Origin of the sequence: Candidatus Nanosynbacter sp. TM7-074 (assembly GCF_041006295.1) — a bacterium.
Classification (GTDB): Bacteria; Patescibacteriota; Saccharimonadia; order Saccharimonadales; family Saccharimonadaceae; genus Nanosynbacter.
The window spans coordinates 471,287-486,483 of record NZ_CP158487.1 but is presented as its reverse complement, the minus strand read 5'-3'; the positions used below and the strand labels follow the sequence as shown (position 1 = coordinate 486,483).

Below are 15,197 nucleotides of genomic sequence, written 5' to 3'. Positions count from 1 at the left end.
CTGGCTGCTAAGTTTCAAATTTGGCTGGGATGGAGGGATTCGAACCCCCGAATGGCGGGACCAGAACCCGCTGCCTTACCACTTGGCAACATCCCAACGGCAAAAATAATTGTACTATAGAAAAATGATTTCCGCAAGCGTTTACGAGTACTCGCCAACGCGATATACTGATGGTATGGACTTGCAATGGATTGTTAAATTGATCGCTGATGGATTGGTCGTGCCAATTGCACTGATTGGCATATATGCGTTACTAAAATTGGTGCCGAATGATAAAAAATATCAGGTTTACGCTCGGGTGTTGATGGCAGGACTAACGGCGTACGTAGTAGCAAAAATTATCGGAGTGATTTATCAGCCAGATCAGATGCGACCATTTGAGGTATTGGGGGTGGCAGCAGGAGCGTCGTTTTTGAATAATCCAGGATTTCCGTCTGATCATGCGTTATTTACAATGGCAATTACGCTGGCGGTGTGGTTTGGCGCTAAGGACCGGCGACTGGCGGTTATTTGTCTGGCGATGACAATTCTGGTATGTGTGGGGCGGGTGATTGCTTTGGTGCATACGCCACTTGACGTTATTGGCGGATTGTTGATTGCCTGCGTGGGTATCGTCTGGTATGTACCGATGAAGCACGCAGAAAAGTCGGATATTTAAGCATATACATTTGTAATATTGACAAGTTTACGTTACAATTTATTTATGAAATTGTTGTCGGCTATTTTTCGGGAAGAAACTTCGGAATATACATATTCATTTTCAAAGATGAGTTTTCTAAGAATTCTGATGGCTCTGATTGTGAGTGGTGTGGCTATCTGGCTGCTAGCGCTTGCTTTTGACAGGTTTATGATTACGCCAGTATTTTGCTCGAATGCAGATAATATTTCTATTTGCGCAAATAGTACGAGTATTTCATCATACATACCTTTGATTCTAGTTGGGGTGATGCTAGTGCCGCTACTGGTGGTATTTGGCATAAAGCGACCACTTCTGGTGGTTCTCGCAGCAACCGTATCCTTATGGGGAGTTACGTTATGGGCAAATGGTCCTTGGGTTCTGTCGTTGACTTGGGTTGTTCTGGCAACAGTGCTGGTGTATCTGTCATTGATTTGGCTGAATCGGATTCGTGGCAATTGGGCAGCGATACTTTTCGTGACGTTGTTTGCAATTTTGGCACGAGTTGTCTTGTCTCTGTAATCCCTGTACACTAAGAGTATGGAAGCCATTATCATTATTCTCTTAGTTATTATCGTTATGGGGCTGGGTGCGACGCTGTTTGTGTTGCAGTCAAAGTTAAGCGAGCTGAAGCAACAGTCATCAGTTGAGCTCATTAAAACTGACGTGGTGGAGTTGGGACGGACCATCGCTAAATTGAATGAATCAGTCAGCAACAAATTAGAACGCAGCAACGCTCAGGTGCAAACCTCGGTGCAAAAGCAGTTGTCAGAAAGTGCCAAGTTGGTGGCGGACGTGACACAGCGACTGGCGAAGTTGGATGAGACGAACAAGCGGGTGGTTGACGTGGCGACTGACCTAAAAACCCTGCAGAACGTCCTGCAAAACCCAAAGCAGCGCGGCGTGTTCGGTGAGTTTTATCTGGAAAGTGTGCTGGATAACGTGCTGCCAGCCAAGCAGTTTCAGATGCAATACCGCTTCAAGGATGGCGAGACTGTTGATGCAGTTATTTTTCTAGATAAGGGGCAGATTTTGCCAGTGGACAGTAAGTTTAGCTTGGAAAATTACAACCGGATGATCAACGCCGAGACCAAAGCTGAACGTGAGCTGTGGCTAAACAGGGTGAAGGCTGACCTAAAGGGGCGCATCGACGAAACCAGCAAGTACATTCGGCCGCGCGAGCATACCATGGATTTTGCCTTTATGTTCATCCCGAGCGAATCGCTGTATTATGATCTACTCATCAACAATGTTGGTGCGGGCGGTTCGAGCCGCGATTTGATCGAATACGCCTTTCGTGACAAGCGGGTGATCATCGTCAGTCCGACTAGCTTTTTGGCGTATTTACAGACGGTGCTGCAGGGTCTGAGGAGTCTACAAATTGAAGAGCAAGCCAAGGACATTCAGGTGCGTGTCGGTCAGCTGGGCGTGCATATTAAAAAGTTTGACGAGCTGATGACTAAGATGGGCAAGAGCCTTAGCACGACTGTCGGGCATTATAATAATTCGTACAAGGAGCTGGGCAAGATTGATAAAGATGTGGTGCGGATCGCTGGTGGTGATCATCAAACGCAGCCAGAACTAATCGATCGACCAACACAGGAAGACTAAATGCTATCTAATATAAAAATCCCCCGTTTGAAGCGGAGGATTTTTCGGATTTAGGGTGACTTACTCTTCGTCTTTATTGCGATAATTTACCAGTAAGAACAAGTTGCCTCCCAGTGCTGCGCCGATTAGTGTAGCTGCAATAACCTCTAGGCTAAAGCGAGAGTAGCTTTTTTCACCTTCAGCTGGCAATACTCCACTACTGCGTAGTTGAGAGTCGGTTTTTTCTGTGCTTGCTAGAGCGACTGCTGGGTTCAAAGTAGCTCCTGAAACATAAATTTCGCGTGGGTAGGTGCGACCACCTTTTTCAGATTGAGCGGCGTTTTGCTCTTTCTGGATTTTTGCGATAGCAGCACCTTTAACGTACGAGTATAGTGATCCAGATACAACTAGGCCAATCATTAAGGCCAGACCAATACCAAAAGCTTGACCAGCTGCTTTGATTTCCTTGCGCTGGAGAACTGCAGCAATGCCAAATACGAATACTGCAGTACCAATTAATTCTATGGCAAAGATATTCCATGAAAATGCGGTAAATTGATCAAAGCTAAGCGCAAAGCCGCCATTTGTCAATGATCCAATCAGTACAATAGCCGCCATTGCACCAAGGAACTGGGCACCCCAGTAAAATGGTACCAAAATGGTTTTTAGCTTGCGCATTGACCACAAACCGAAAGTAACGGCTGGGTTGACGTGCGCGCCAGAAATACCACCAATAGCAGTGACGATGAGCATGAGTGCAAAGCCAACGTACATTGATGATAGGATGTCTGATGCGAATAGGGCGGCTAGCGTCAAAATGAACGTACCGACGATTTCTGCAATGACGATGTTGATTAAGTTGCTTGGTAATTTAGAATCTAATTTGGCGCGCTGACTTTTGGGCGCAACAGATTCAGTAACGACACGCTTGACGGTCGTTTTGGTTTCGGTTTTAGCGGCAGCTTTCTTTGCCGTAGCTTTAACCGGGGCTTTCTTTGAAGTTTTCTTCGTAGCCATATTCCCTCCTTAAAGTAGTATCACGACTATTATAGCATAATTTGCTATACTGTAGTTATGGGATTATTTGTAAATCAGAACGATCAGCGCAGTGAGTTGCAGGAGCGAATCGCGGCGGAACTACGTGAAAAGGCGAAGGCGTCGGGTCTTCAGGAAAAGGCTAGTCTTGACGGTGTAGAAGATGTGAGATATTTGGAGAATACGAAGCAGACGACGACTTTGGCGCCGGCTTGGATTGTGATTGTTATTATGGCGGCGGTGGTTGTCGGTATGTTTTTAATGCAAGGACGATGATATGGAAAAGCTAGATAAAGTTCGATCAGTGCTATTATCACGAGTAGGTGAGGCGGACGAGCCGCGCAGTGTGTTGCGGAGTGCAGAGCTACGGGAACTGTATGGTGTCATTGCGACGTTGCCAAGCGAAGAACGCGGGGCGTTTGGTAAAAAGGTTAATGAGTTGAAGCAGGAACTGGAGCGGGCGATCACGGCTCGCGAAGCTGAATTATCAAAAGTTGAATTGCCGCCAATTGACGTGACAGCGCCGATGGATGTCAATGCTCCGCGCCCTGAATTACTGCCAAGTGAGCGTGGCACGATTCACCCATTGATGCGAGAAATTGACCGCATTTCTGACATTTTCAACCGCATGGGCTTCGTGACGGAAGAGTCGCGTGAAATTGACGATCAATTTCATATGTTCGAGAGTCTGAACTTCCCGAAGGGTCACCCGGCGCGTGATGATTATGATACGTTCATGACCGAGGAAACTGATATTAATGGCGACCGTTTGATTGCGCCGGCACACACCTCGACCATGCAAAACCGCGTGTTGAAAAAATATCATGATAATTTAGCGAAGGGCGAGGCGATCGCCGCCATCGTGTCCGACCGGGTGTTTCGCAACGAAGATTTGGACGCGCGGCATGAGCACACGTTCTATCAAGTCGAGGGCGTGTATGTCGCCAAGGGGGTTAACGTCGGCAATCTGATCGCCACCTTGCAGGAGTTTCTGCAGGAATATTACGGCAAGAAATTGGATGTGCGCGTCAACCCATTTTATTTCCCGTTCACCGAACCGAGCTTTGAATTTGCATTGAGCTGTCCGTTCTGTGAAGGAAAAAATCCGGATTGTAAGGTTTGTTCGGGCGAAGGCTGGATCGAACTCTTGGGCTGCGGTATGATTCATCCGAATGTGTTGAAAGCTGCCGACATTGATCCGAATGAATACACCGGTTTTGCCTTTGGCTGCGGCATTGACCGGCTGGTGATGATGAAATACGGCATCGAGGACGTGCGGCATTTTGAGAGCGGCAAGTTGGATTTTTTGGAGCAGTTTTAAGGAGCTATTGCGCACACGATAATAGTAGTATCTCAAAAACTTGTGATAAAAGAATCAGTTCTGTGTGCCGATAGAGAAATTGTTGCAGCGAGAGAGATCACTAAAAAAGATAGGAGGAGGTAAATGGATACACAACAATTTGACGCACTTATTATTGGTTTTGGCAAAGCTGGCAAGACATTGGCGGTAGCGCTGGCAAATGCGGGCAAAAAGGTAGCGCTGGTGGAGCGGTCACCAAAGATGTATGGCGGCACCTGTATTAATATTGCTTGTATTCCTACTAAGGTGTTAGTCAATGCAGCCGAACATCATCAAAGTTTTGATGAGGCGATGGCACATAAGACAACAGTGGTAGCGCGGTTGAATGAGAAGAACTATCACATGCTGGCGGATCGTGAAACGGTGAGTGTCATTGAGGGTGAGGCATCGTTCGTAGATGATCGTACTGTGAAGGTTATGGCGGGTGACGACGAGCTAGTAGTGAGTGCACCGCAGATTTTTATTAACACCGGTTCGGAATCAATTATCCCAGATATTCCAGGTGTTGATAAGCCGTTTGTATATACCAGTACTGAATTGCTGGATAAAATGACGCAGCCAAAACAGCTAGCTATCATTGGTGGCGGTTATATTGGGCTAGAATTTGCCTCAACTTATACCAAACTTGGTACAAAAGTAACAGTATTTGAGAGGGGTGATGCTCTGCTTGCACGTGAAGATCCAGCAATTGCTCGGGCTACTACTGAAGCATTGCAGGTGCAGGGTATCGAGATTGTGTTTAGCGTGGATGTGACAGCGATTGAGGGTGAGTCTACTGCGACGATTCGCACAGGAAATCATGATGATTACGCTGGTTATGATGCGGTTTTGATGGCTACGGGCCGTCGCCCGGCAACGATGAGCTTGAATTTACCAGCTGCTGGTGTAGCGACGGATGAGCGCGGGGCAATTGTGGTTGATGAAACACTTCGCACTAGTCGGTCGCATATTTGGGCAATGGGCGATGTAACGGGCGGGCCACAATTTACATATGCGTCGCTGGATGATTTTCGGATTGTGAGAAGCCAGTTGCTGGGTGATGGTCTGTACACTCGCGCCAAACAAAAAACTTTGCCGTACGCGGTCTTTATGCAAACGCCGCTAGGTCGGGTGGGTATGACAGAGGCTGAGGCGCGTGCGACGGGGCGCGAAATTATCGTAAAAGAGCTGCCTGCTATGGCGGTTCCACGCCTGCATGTTGATAATGCTACAATAGGCTTGCTGCGTGCGGTGATTGATGCAAACACTGGACAAATTTTGGGTGCTAGTTTATTGTGCCGTAACTCACCAGAAGTCATTAATATTATCAAAACTGTAATGGATAATGACCTGCCGTATACTGTACTGCGTGACCAAATATTCACTCATCCAACGGTGAGTGAGGCATTGAACGATTTATTTGCGTAAAGGAGGAATATGAATCATACAATTTTTGACGATATCGTGTCAGGCAACATGAAATCTTGGAAAGTTTGGGAAGACGAGAAGTTTTTGGCATTTCTGACGCCGTTTCCGAACACGCCAGGCTTTACCGTGGTGATACCGAAACATAATCCAGCCGATTACGTATTTTCTTTGGATGATAAATTGTATACTGAGATGATGCTGGCGGTGAAAAAGGTTGCTAATATTTTAGAAAAAGCCTTCGATACGCCGCGAGTAGCGTTGGTTTTTGAGGGTACGGGCGTGGCGCATGTGCATGCCAAGTTAATGCCATTGCATGGTGATTTAGCCAAGGGAATTGGTTCGGCAGTGTCGCATGAGCAAGCATTTTACGCGGAATATCCAGGTTGGATAACTACGGTTGATGGTCCAAAAATGGACGATGCTCAGCTGGATGAAATTCAGGAGCGGATTTTGGCAGCGCAGGATAAAAAGTAAATTGCTAATTTGATTCTAATTTTACGTCTTTTCCTTCGTATATTTCCAAGTAGAATGGGTATAGTTTATTCACGTGTTTTTTGATCTCATCTTGACTTAAGGCTACGATATCGTGTCCAATGCCAAATGAAGCTGGTATGGAATAAGATTGAAATTTTGCATTAGAGGCGGTGGCTATTTGTTTCGGTATATTGTTTGCCAGACGCATATCAATTACAGTGTCATTTTCGCTGGTTATGACGCCAATGTGTTTTAATCCTGGCGCTTTAAAATCAGATTTGTAATTTTTGGCGATTATCATGTATTTACCGAGCGCGCGGTATGATAAATTACTGCCTGCACTAAATGAATCAGGAAGAATGTCGCGCCCGTAAAGATTTCTAAGAAGTGGAGATTGCCAGGCGGGCATTTCTGATGCTGAAGGTTGATAAAAAGGTGATAATAATAGTGCGCGCGATATGTTGGCACTATTATATTGAGCAATCCAAGTTGCCATGTTGGCGCCACCAGATAGTCCAATAACTCCTGTTTCTTCGCCTAAACCACTAATAATGCTGGTGCTGGAATTCATAAATTGAGCCATTGCTGGAATGGTAATTTCTCCGTGTCGTTTATTGTCGGTGAGGCCGTGGCTGGGAACGCGGGGGATGTAGACATTATATCCGGCTTTGAAGAAGGTGTCGCCCAGCTCTGCGAATTGCTGCGGACAGGCGCTTACACCATGAATCATTAGAACAGCCTTAGTGGTTTTTTGGCCGTGAGTTTTAATAATTGATCGGCAACCTGATCTAACTTCAGTATTGGCAGCATCTTCATTAACAATGCGATTGGCGGCGGTGATGGCCTCGCTATAACTTAACCTCTCGGCATTGGATGATTGGAGTTGCTTGGTTGTTGCTGGCCAAAAGAAGGCTGCGGCTGCTAGTAATGCTGCGATGAGAATAATTGCACTAACTATCCATACGATAATTTTGATAATCCGATTCTTACGTGGAGTGTTCATATTGATATTATATTGGTTATGTGTAGAGATGTGAAGTTGGTATAATTAATTATATGCAACAAGATCCAACTGTTCTCCTCGTTGAAGACGAACCCGCCCTGCGCACTGGTACTGAGCAGTTTCTCCGCCAGCGCGGCTTTACGGTACTGACGGCGACCAGCGGCGAGGAAGCACTGGAGAAATTTGCTGAGGCAGATGTGATTATCCTCGACATTATGCTGCCAGGGATGAGCGGCATCGAGACACTGCACCAAATTCGCCAGAGCAGCGACGTGCCGGTGCTGATGCTGACGGCGCTGCACGATGAGCCGACGCAAGTTGCGAGTTTTGACGAGCTGGCGGATGATTATATGAGTAAGCCGTTCTCGCTGGTGATTTTGGAGAAGCGAATTAGGGCCTTGCTTCGCCGTCAGCAGTCTGTCAAAAAAACCTTGTGGCGCCGCGGCCTAGCCTCGGTGGATTTCGCGGCCTATCAGGGATTTTATGATGACAATTATGCGCATCTCAAGCCCAAGGAAGTGCAGCTGCTCAAGCTGCTGGTGGATAATCCAAACATGGTCTGGAGCCGGCAGGCTATCATCGATAAGTTATGGCGCGATGACGAGGTGCCGTTCGACCGAGTGATTGACGTCTACATCAAAAACCTGCGCAAGAAATTGCACCTCGACTGCATTATCACGGTGAAAGGAGTGGGCTATCGCTATGAAGCGGCTTAAATTATTTCCCAAAACATTCTTAGTGTCGATCGGCCTGTTTGCAGCGTTGATCATCCTGGTACATGCGCTGGTCTACACCTTGATGCCGCAATTTTATCTGCAACAAAAAGAGCGTGAGGCGGCGGACAATCTCACGGCACTGACGACCAAGCTACGTGGTAAATCTACCGAGGAGATGAGTTGGATCAGCCAAAAGTTCGCCGCCATGAACAACGTCAATATTACTCTGACAATCGACGGGCGCGACCAGTATTTTCAAGGTTTTCAGTCGATCAATATCGTGACCGATAGCGGCAAATCGGTCGACACCAGCGTGGTGAAAATCGCTGACGGACAAACGGTCGATCCGCGCTCGGTTGTTTTGCAGCAGGGCAGTGTGGCTGATAAGCAGGGGCGAGCGATTACAGTCAAGCTGCTGGCCGACGTAGCACCCGTCACTCAGGCTAAACTCGCTACCTTACACGTATTGCCATATACCATGCTCGGCTCGCTGTTGGTGGCGCTCGTGTTTTCGTGCCTCTATAGCCGTTTTGTGACGCGGCCGATTCGCCGGATGGCGGCGGTGACCACAACTATGCAGCGGCTGGAAAAGGACGCGCGCTACCCGGTAAGTAGCAGTGATGAAATTGGTGTGCTGGGGCGAAATATTAATGAGCTCTATCAAAGTCTGTGGCAAACGATTCGCTCGCTGGAGCATGAGAATAAGCGAATCACCCAGCTTGAGAAAGAGAAAATCGCCTTCCTTCGCGCGGCCTCGCATGAGTTGAAAACGCCATTGGCGGCCCTCAGGATCATGCTCGAAAACATGCAACTAAATATCAGTGAGTATAAAAATCGTGATCAATACCTGGCGGAATCGGTGGCGCAGGTTGACCGCTTGGCGGCGATGGTGAATGATGTCTTGCGCTCTGGCAGTGTCGCCGAGCAGGCTCTGCGCCAAGAAAAGCGACTGAGGATTGATAAGCTACTTGCTGAAGTGGTTGATGATTATGTGTTGCTGGCAAAAATGCGCGGCATGACTTTCGAGGTTAATGCAGAGCCGACGACCATTCGTGCCAACCGCGACATGATGCGCCACGTCATCTCGAATCTAGTGTCAAACGCGGTGCGCCACGGCGACGTAGGGAGCGTAATAAAAATTACTTGCAACCAGAATGAGCTGGTTATCGAAAATGCTTGCAAACCACTCACCAAGCAACAACTTCAGCACATCTTCGATCCGTTTTATCGGAGCGGCGGCGATAAGAAGCAACGCGCTGATAGTAGCGGCATCGGCCTCTACACTGTGAAAATACTGCTCGATGCCAAGGGCCTGGACTATGACTTCAGTCCGCACGGGCAGGGTATGCGGTTTGTGGTGAGGCTTGGTTAGTTTTACTCACCCAAGACGTAGACGTAAAGCAACCGGATTTTATCGTAAGAATAAAAATCTGCAACACATCTATTATCTATTATAATTGTATCGTTGATCGTATACAGTTAACGTTTATTAGATATAGGGGATTTGTGTGAATATATGTATTCTATCAAATAGGAAAGAAGTAGCTAATTTGAGAGAAGTTCTCAAAGAGCCATTATATAAAATAGTTAGCTCTATTGATGAAGCGGATACGGTTATAGCAGAACCAGGTATGTGTATTAGTGATATACCATTGAGTAAACGATCGTTCTTCTTTCCAGTTAATGAGCTCTCCTCAAATGAAAGATATATACACATGCTGCTTGCGCAATTATCTAAAGATCAGACTGTCTGGACGCGCTACTACGATTTTTATGATGAGACGCCATTACCAACAGACTTTGGTAATTTTATACTATTTGGTTTTTCAAGACGAACGGACGGTAAGCGTATATTAGGATTAAGGACTAAAGAGCTACCGGAGATTGCTACTGTGCGAACACATTCAATGTGCTACACCGGTGATATTTTTACATCCAAGCGTTGCGATTGTCGAGAAGAGCTCGAAAATGCACTTCGCTTAATTAATGAAAGGGGTGGCATATTAATATATCCAGAAGAAGAGGGTCGTGGTATCGGTATTCTACAGAAGATTAAGATATATAACTCGCAACAAATCGACGGTTTTGATACATTTGACGCCCAATATATTAACCATTTTCCAAACGATTTACGCAATTATGATTATCTACGAGATGTGTTTAGGCACTATAATATTGATGCAATAGACCTAATAACAAATAATCCAGAAAAAGTGGTGGCCGCAGAAATGAGCGGAGTGAAGGTTCGAAAAACAGTTAAGCTACCTTCAACGGTTAATGACCACAATAAGAATTACCTACAGACAAAAATGAAGAAAAGCGGACATAACTTTACAATGGAATTTACAGCAGAGGAGTAATCTATGATTGAAATCGAAGCCAAATTCAAATTATCTGACAATATGACCCGTGACAAGCTCATCGCGGTCCTAGAAAGTCAGTTTGTCGTGCCTATCTCAATCAAACATCAAATCGATACGGTTTTTCTATCACCTGAGCAGGTTGACGCGCCGATCGTTCCTGGCTCAAAAATCATGCGGGTGCGCGACATCCTCGACCCGGAAACTGGTGAATTGCGCCGCAGCTTAATGACACTCAAGGTCGAAGGGCAGGTGAAACTGGTCTCTGAAGAATACGAATTCACGGTTGGCGACGGTAATATGGCACGTCAAATGCTCACCGCGTTGGGCTGGCAGGAAATTGTCACTGTCGACAAACTCCGCACTGAGTCAAAAACTAACGATTATACAATTTGTATCGATGAAGTTGCTGGGCTAGGTTTGTTCATCGAATTGGAAATCTTAGCTGAGGACAGTACTAACGTCAAATATATCCAGCAGCAAATGCAAGATTTCCTGAAAAGTCTGAATATTGACGGTAGATTATGGACGATCCCTTATGATACGAGTATCAGAAATCTCAGCAATAAAAAATGAGCTAGATGCTAGCAGCGCGCAAAACATAGTCTTGTATGGTCCACAGTGTGCTGGCAAAACAACGCTTGCACACGAGCTTTCGGGGTTTGAATATATATCACTTGGGCAAATTGTGCGGTATTGTAATGACGACAATCCACTAAAGCAGCAGATTGATCGTCTTGTCGACCAGGCAAAGCCTCTACCCCCAGAATTAGGACTTCAATTCATTGCTCCAGATATCAAAGAAAAGCTTGGCGACGGCAAGAGGGTATTGGTTGATGGCTATCCAAGAAAAGCGAACGAGTATACTATGATGTCCGAGTGGCTAGCTGCTGAAGGGCTTCCGGCAATTGATATGTTTTTGGAAGTAACCGCTAGAAGGAGTGTTTTATTAGCGCGTTATAATGTCCGTACTAAGAGAAACGTGGAAAATCGGGATTTTTTTGAATTGCGGTATCATCAGTATATGGACTTTAGTGGATATGTAGGTAGTTTAGCTGTCGAGCAGGTCATTTACGATACATCGGGAATTTCTTGATATCAATCATTTTTCAAATATATGATTTTGATCGTGCTTTATATCTGATACGCCTTAAAGATTACCCATTTCACATTCCCTTCACACTCGCCTGCTACACTGACATAGAACCAAGAAAGGAGATCTATGTCATTTGTACAACGTGCCTGGTTGTATATCACCAGGAAAAAACTCAAAACGCTGATTTTGTTGGCGATTTTGCTGTGTATGTCGACGATTATGCTGAGTGGATTTGCCATCAAGCATTCGACCGACGCAGCGGCGCAGTCGCTCGACAAAACACTCAAGGCCGGCTTCACGCTGGGCAATAATCCGCGCACCAATCCGGGAACGGCCCGCGGCTCGGGGACGGTGTCGAACAAAGACATCGACGCAGTGAAGAACCTGGAGGGCGTGACGGATTATGTCAAGCGCCAGAACGCCACGGTCGATTTTATCAATACCAAACTAGTGCCACTGCCGAGTGGCGGCAGCGGCTATGATGCCGAGAAAGACAAACAGTTTGGCAACGCCGCCACCATCATCGGCGTCAATAAATCTGAGTCCGAGAAGAAGTTCCGGGCCGAGTCGCTCAAGCTCATCGCTGGCCGGCACATCACCGAGAATGATTCACGCAAGATTTTGGTGCACGAAGATTTTGCCAAGGCTAATAACCTCAAGCTTGGCAGCAAAATTAAGCTGAAGGCTAACCAGTACGACACCGACAACGAACATCCATCCAAGGACGAGGTAGAAGTGGAAATCGTCGGTATATTTAACGGCAAGAACCCAAAGCAGGCGACCTATCAGGTGGAGTTGTTTGAGAATTTGTTCTTGACCGATCTCACGACAACTCGCCAGTTGAATGCGTATACCGAGCAAAATGAGATTTACCAGGACGCGACGTTCTTCACCAAGGGCACCAAACAGTTGGATGAGGTAATGGCGCGGGCAAATAAACTGCCGGTCAATTGGCAAAAGTATCAATTGAATAAGAATAGCCAGGAACTGGCTGGCGTGACTGGTGCGGTGAACGGCGTGTACGGCTTGATCGACGGTATGTTGTGGGCGACGGCGCTGGTCAGCGTTGCGGTGATCGGCATGGTGCTGTACTTGTGGATGAACGAGCGCAAGCGCGAGGCGGGCGTACTCTTGGCGACGGGCGTGCCGCAGTCAAAGATTGTGCTGCAATATGTCGCTGAGCTAGTGATGATCGCAGTGCTGAGCTTCGGTGCGTCGTACTTTACCGCCGGGCTGATTGCGCAACAAATGGGCGATCACGTGGTGTCGCAGGCGGCGCAGAATGCCACGCGTCAAGCTGGCAGTTCCCTCAACGGTGCGTCGCTCGGTGCTGACGCTGACTCGGTGACGTCATCACGCACGCTAGAAAAGGTGACGGTTGGTGTGCAACCGACGGATCTATTGGCGGTGTGGGGCGCTGGACTAGCGGTGATTATCATCGCGGTGCTCTTGGCCTCTCGACCAATTACTCAGTCAACGCCAAAAGAATTACTAACCGAAGTGGACTAGGGGCGAATGATGACGATTATCAAACGAGCCTGGACGGCTGTGACGCGTAAACGGCGTCGCAGCCTGACCATCGCCCTGATTATGACGCTGATTTTCACGCTGCTCATCGGCACGCTGACGGTGCAGCAGACGATGGCACAGCTGAAGCAATCGGTTGAGCGTAATATCCGCGCCGGTTTTAGTATCGCCAGCAAGCAGCCGTCGGGCGAGGTGCCGATGGATATCGCGCAGCGGGTGCAGCACCTGGACAAGGTCAAAGCGCACAATTTCCAGGCAGAAACCACTGCGGGACTGCCGGGTAAACAATTGATCGATACAGCAGGCAGCGGCGTGCAGCTGGATTCTAACGTGGCTGGCGAGGCGAAGGTGACGGGCGCGACACAGAGCGATTTGCTGAGCGAATTTACTGGTCGGTTCTACCAACTGGAGCGGGGTAAGCACATAACGGCGAACGATCACAATGCGGCATTGATTCATAAAACTCTCGCCGAGAAAAATGGTATCAAGCCAGGCGACAAGCTGGACATTACTAAAGACGGCCGGCGGATGACGGTGACTGTCATGGGTATCTTCAGCGGCAAAGGCGAAAAGCCAGCGGTCTTGCAGTCCGACATGGCGGAGAATCATCTCATCACCAATCTGGCTGCGGCGCAGCAGTTGACGGGTAGCCAGCAGTTGACACGGGCGACATATTTTTCCGAAAATCCGCATCAGCTAAAGTCGCTGACGGACCGCGTCAAAAGTCTACCAAACGTCGACTGGCAAAAATTCAGCCTAACCGACAACGGGGCGGTCTTTGCTGGGGTTCTCCAAAACATCGCTGGCATTCAAAACATTTTGACGATTGCTACCATCGGTGCAGCCGCGGCAGGACTGGCGGTACTGTCACTGGTGCTGGTGTTCTGGGTACGCGGCCGCTTGCATGAAATTGGCATCTTGCTATCCATCGGCACGTCAAAGCGGCAGATCATCGGGCAGTTCTTGGCGGAACTCGCAATCATCGCCGCAGTCAGCTCGGTGTTTGCGCTCGGTATCGGTTCGGTCGCCTCGTCGCAGATTTCTACCGCCCTCACAGCGCAAACCGACCAAAACCAGCGCGTAGAAAAGGCCGTAGTGCAAGCCGCGCCAATAGCAACTTATCTACAGGCTTTCACCTTCGGCTACGTAGTCGTTCTGCTGTCAGCCATCGCTGCCACCGCACCAATCATGCGCCAATCACCAAAGCAAATTTTAGCAAAAATAAGTTAGGAGTTATCATGTCATTACTTACTTTACGCGATATCATTTACTCATACGCCGACGGCACCAGCAACGTGCTCAACGGCATTAATTATCAATTTGAAAAAGGCAAGTTCTACGCCATCGTCGGTAGTTCTGGCGCTGGTAAATCGACCCTGCTCGGGCTACTAGCGGGACTGGACACGCCAACTGGCGGGCAGATTTTGTTCGACGATGAAGACATCGCTGAGCAAGGTTACTCGCATCATCGCAAACACAATATCTCGCTGGTGTTTCAGAATTATAACCTGATCGATTATCTGACGCCGCTGGAAAACTTGAAATTAGTTAATCCCAAGGCCACCAACGAAACGCTACATGCTATGGGCCTGGATGACGATCACATTCACCGTAATGTCATGAAACTTTCTGGAGGACAGCAACAGCGCGTAGCGATCGGTCGAGCGCTAGTATCCTCTGCACCGATCATCTTGGCAGACGAGCCGACCGGTAATCTGGACGAAACCACCGCTGCCGACATCATCGACATCCTGCGCCGGGCCGCCCACGAAAACGACAAGTGCGTCATCGTCGTCACCCACAGTAAACAGCTGGCCAAGCAGGCGGATGTGGTGTTGAAGCTGAAGGATAAGAAGCTGAAAGCGTAAAAATAGCTTCCAAAAAATACACGTTTTTAATATAGCTCGAAAGAGCTATATTTTTATAGTTCCGGACCCTAAGTCAAGTTAGTAA

The 15,197-nt window shown here is 47.7% G+C and carries 17 protein-coding genes and 1 tRNA gene; 15 read left to right on the top strand and 3 right to left on the bottom strand.

The window, feature by feature from the left end; translation table 11 throughout:
• Nucleotides 1-21: 21 nt before the first annotated feature.
• A tRNA-Gln gene (locus tag TM074_RS02550) sits at nt 22-96 on the bottom strand.
• Nucleotides 97-124: 28 nt separating this feature from the next.
• On the opposite strand from TM074_RS02550, the gene TM074_RS02545 reads away from it, so the two are divergent.
• The 3 genes from TM074_RS02545 to TM074_RS02535 are packed head-to-tail and all read left to right on the top strand — an operon-like array spanning nt 125 to nt 2,287.
• Nucleotides 125-658, top strand: a complete 534-nt coding sequence (locus TM074_RS02545) for a phosphatase PAP2 family protein (RefSeq protein ID WP_369000145.1) — start codon at nt 125-127, stop codon at nt 656-658.
• A 45-nt stretch (nt 659-703) separates the two neighbouring features.
• Nucleotides 704-1,198 carry a hypothetical protein gene (locus TM074_RS02540; RefSeq protein ID WP_369000144.1) on the top strand — a complete coding sequence of 165 codons (495 nt, stop codon included), beginning with the start codon at nt 704-706 and terminating at the stop codon, nt 1,196-1,198.
• Nucleotides 1,199-1,216: 18 nt separating this feature from the next.
• The gene (locus tag TM074_RS02535) at nt 1,217-2,287 is read left to right on the top strand and encodes a DNA recombination protein RmuC (protein ID WP_369000143.1); all 1,071 of its coding nucleotides are present in this window, start codon (nt 1,217-1,219) and stop codon (nt 2,285-2,287) included.
• Nucleotides 2,288-2,347: 60 nt separating this feature from the next.
• On the opposite strand, the gene TM074_RS02530 is transcribed toward TM074_RS02535, so the two are convergent.
• Entirely contained in the window at nt 2,348-3,283 is a 936-nt protein-coding gene (locus TM074_RS02530) for an MIP/aquaporin family protein (RefSeq protein WP_369000142.1), read from the bottom strand.
• A gap of 57 nt (nt 3,284-3,340) precedes the next feature.
• On the opposite strand from TM074_RS02530, the gene TM074_RS02525 reads away from it, so the two are divergent.
• From TM074_RS02525 to TM074_RS02510, 4 genes are all read left to right on the top strand, one after another.
• Nucleotides 3,341-3,577, top strand: coding sequence for a hypothetical protein (locus TM074_RS02525; protein ID WP_369000141.1), 237 nt, complete (start codon nt 3,341-3,343; stop codon nt 3,575-3,577).
• 1 nt (nt 3,578) lies between these two features.
• Nucleotides 3,579-4,622, top strand: a complete 1,044-nt coding sequence (gene pheS / locus TM074_RS02520; protein ID WP_369000140.1) for a phenylalanine--tRNA ligase subunit alpha — start codon at nt 3,579-3,581, stop codon at nt 4,620-4,622.
• Between the two features lie 123 nt (nt 4,623-4,745).
• A complete protein-coding gene (locus TM074_RS02515) occupies nt 4,746-6,068 on the top strand; it encodes an FAD-dependent oxidoreductase (RefSeq protein WP_369000139.1) in 1,323 nt (440 codons plus the stop codon).
• Nucleotides 6,069-6,077: 9 nt separating this feature from the next.
• Nucleotides 6,078-6,542: an HIT family protein gene (locus TM074_RS02510; protein WP_369000137.1), complete on the top strand. Its 465-nt coding sequence runs from the start codon at nt 6,078-6,080 to the stop codon at nt 6,540-6,542.
• Nucleotides 6,543-6,546: 4 nt separating this feature from the next.
• Here TM074_RS02510 and TM074_RS02505 read toward each other — a convergent pair whose 3' ends face one another.
• Nucleotides 6,547-7,545 carry an alpha/beta hydrolase gene (locus tag TM074_RS02505; RefSeq protein WP_369000135.1) on the bottom strand — a complete coding sequence of 333 codons (999 nt, stop codon included), beginning with the start codon at nt 7,543-7,545 and terminating at the stop codon, nt 6,547-6,549.
• Nucleotides 7,546-7,598: 53 nt separating this feature from the next.
• Between TM074_RS02505 and TM074_RS02500 the strand changes: the two genes are divergently transcribed.
• The 8 genes from TM074_RS02500 (at nt 7,599) to TM074_RS02465 (ending at nt 15,112) form a co-directional block, all read left to right on the top strand.
• Nucleotides 7,599-8,261 (top strand): response regulator transcription factor, encoded by a 663-nt coding sequence (locus TM074_RS02500; RefSeq protein WP_369000133.1) that lies wholly within the window; start codon nt 7,599-7,601, stop codon nt 8,259-8,261.
• On the top strand, nt 8,248-9,633 hold the full coding sequence (locus TM074_RS02495) for a sensor histidine kinase (protein ID WP_369000131.1): 1,386 nt from the start codon (nt 8,248-8,250) through the stop codon (nt 9,631-9,633). The genes TM074_RS02500 and TM074_RS02495 overlap by 14 nt, the downstream gene beginning before the upstream one ends.
• 136 nt (nt 9,634-9,769) lie before the next feature.
• Entirely contained in the window at nt 9,770-10,621 is an 852-nt protein-coding gene (locus TM074_RS02490; RefSeq protein ID WP_369000129.1) for a GTP cyclohydrolase II, read from the top strand.
• A 3-nt stretch (nt 10,622-10,624) separates the two neighbouring features.
• Entirely contained in the window at nt 10,625-11,197 is a 573-nt protein-coding gene (cyaB, locus tag TM074_RS02485; protein ID WP_369000127.1) for a class IV adenylate cyclase, read from the top strand.
• Nucleotides 11,160-11,717 (top strand): nucleoside monophosphate kinase, encoded by a 558-nt coding sequence (locus tag TM074_RS02480; protein WP_369000125.1) that lies wholly within the window; start codon nt 11,160-11,162, stop codon nt 11,715-11,717. Before cyaB ends, TM074_RS02480 begins: the two co-directional genes overlap by 38 nt.
• A 126-nt stretch (nt 11,718-11,843) precedes the next feature.
• Nucleotides 11,844-13,226: an ABC transporter permease gene (locus TM074_RS02475; protein WP_369000123.1), complete on the top strand. Its 1,383-nt coding sequence runs from the start codon at nt 11,844-11,846 to the stop codon at nt 13,224-13,226.
• Nucleotides 13,227-13,232: 6 nt separating this feature from the next.
• Nucleotides 13,233-14,474, top strand: coding sequence for an ABC transporter permease (locus tag TM074_RS02470; protein WP_369000121.1), 1,242 nt, complete (start codon nt 13,233-13,235; stop codon nt 14,472-14,474).
• Nucleotides 14,475-14,482: 8 nt separating this feature from the next.
• Nucleotides 14,483-15,112: an ABC transporter ATP-binding protein gene (locus tag TM074_RS02465; RefSeq protein WP_369000119.1), complete on the top strand. Its 630-nt coding sequence runs from the start codon at nt 14,483-14,485 to the stop codon at nt 15,110-15,112.
• Nucleotides 15,113-15,197 lie beyond the last annotated feature (85 nt).

What these genes read in the sequence shown, in the direction of transcription:
- TM074_RS02545 (WP_369000145.1), top strand. Translation starts at nt 125, where the DNA reads ATGATTTCCGCAAGCGTTTACGAGTACTCGCCAACGCGATATACTGAT.
- TM074_RS02540 (WP_369000144.1), top strand. Translation starts at nt 704, where the DNA reads ATGAAATTGTTGTCGGCTATTTTTCGGGAAGAAACTTCGGAATATACA.
- TM074_RS02535 (WP_369000143.1), top strand. Translation starts at nt 1,217, where the DNA reads ATGGAAGCCATTATCATTATTCTCTTAGTTATTATCGTTATGGGGCTG.
- TM074_RS02530 (WP_369000142.1), bottom strand. Translation starts at nt 3,283, where the DNA reads ATGGCTACGAAGAAAACTTCAAAGAAAGCCCCGGTTAAAGCTACGGCA.
- TM074_RS02525 (WP_369000141.1), top strand. Translation starts at nt 3,341, where the DNA reads ATGGGATTATTTGTAAATCAGAACGATCAGCGCAGTGAGTTGCAGGAG.
- pheS (WP_369000140.1), top strand. Translation starts at nt 3,579, where the DNA reads ATGGAAAAGCTAGATAAAGTTCGATCAGTGCTATTATCACGAGTAGGT.
- TM074_RS02515 (WP_369000139.1), top strand. Translation starts at nt 4,746, where the DNA reads ATGGATACACAACAATTTGACGCACTTATTATTGGTTTTGGCAAAGCT.
- TM074_RS02510 (WP_369000137.1), top strand. Translation starts at nt 6,078, where the DNA reads ATGAATCATACAATTTTTGACGATATCGTGTCAGGCAACATGAAATCT.
- TM074_RS02505 (WP_369000135.1), bottom strand. Translation starts at nt 7,545, where the DNA reads ATGAACACTCCACGTAAGAATCGGATTATCAAAATTATCGTATGGATA.
- TM074_RS02500 (WP_369000133.1), top strand. Translation starts at nt 7,599, where the DNA reads ATGCAACAAGATCCAACTGTTCTCCTCGTTGAAGACGAACCCGCCCTG.
- TM074_RS02495 (WP_369000131.1), top strand. Translation starts at nt 8,248, where the DNA reads ATGAAGCGGCTTAAATTATTTCCCAAAACATTCTTAGTGTCGATCGGC.
- cyaB (WP_369000127.1), top strand. Translation starts at nt 10,625, where the DNA reads ATGATTGAAATCGAAGCCAAATTCAAATTATCTGACAATATGACCCGT.
- TM074_RS02480 (WP_369000125.1), top strand. Translation starts at nt 11,160, where the DNA reads ATGATACGAGTATCAGAAATCTCAGCAATAAAAAATGAGCTAGATGCT.
- TM074_RS02475 (WP_369000123.1), top strand. Translation starts at nt 11,844, where the DNA reads ATGTCATTTGTACAACGTGCCTGGTTGTATATCACCAGGAAAAAACTC.
- TM074_RS02470 (WP_369000121.1), top strand. Translation starts at nt 13,233, where the DNA reads ATGATGACGATTATCAAACGAGCCTGGACGGCTGTGACGCGTAAACGG.
- TM074_RS02465 (WP_369000119.1), top strand. Translation starts at nt 14,483, where the DNA reads ATGTCATTACTTACTTTACGCGATATCATTTACTCATACGCCGACGGC.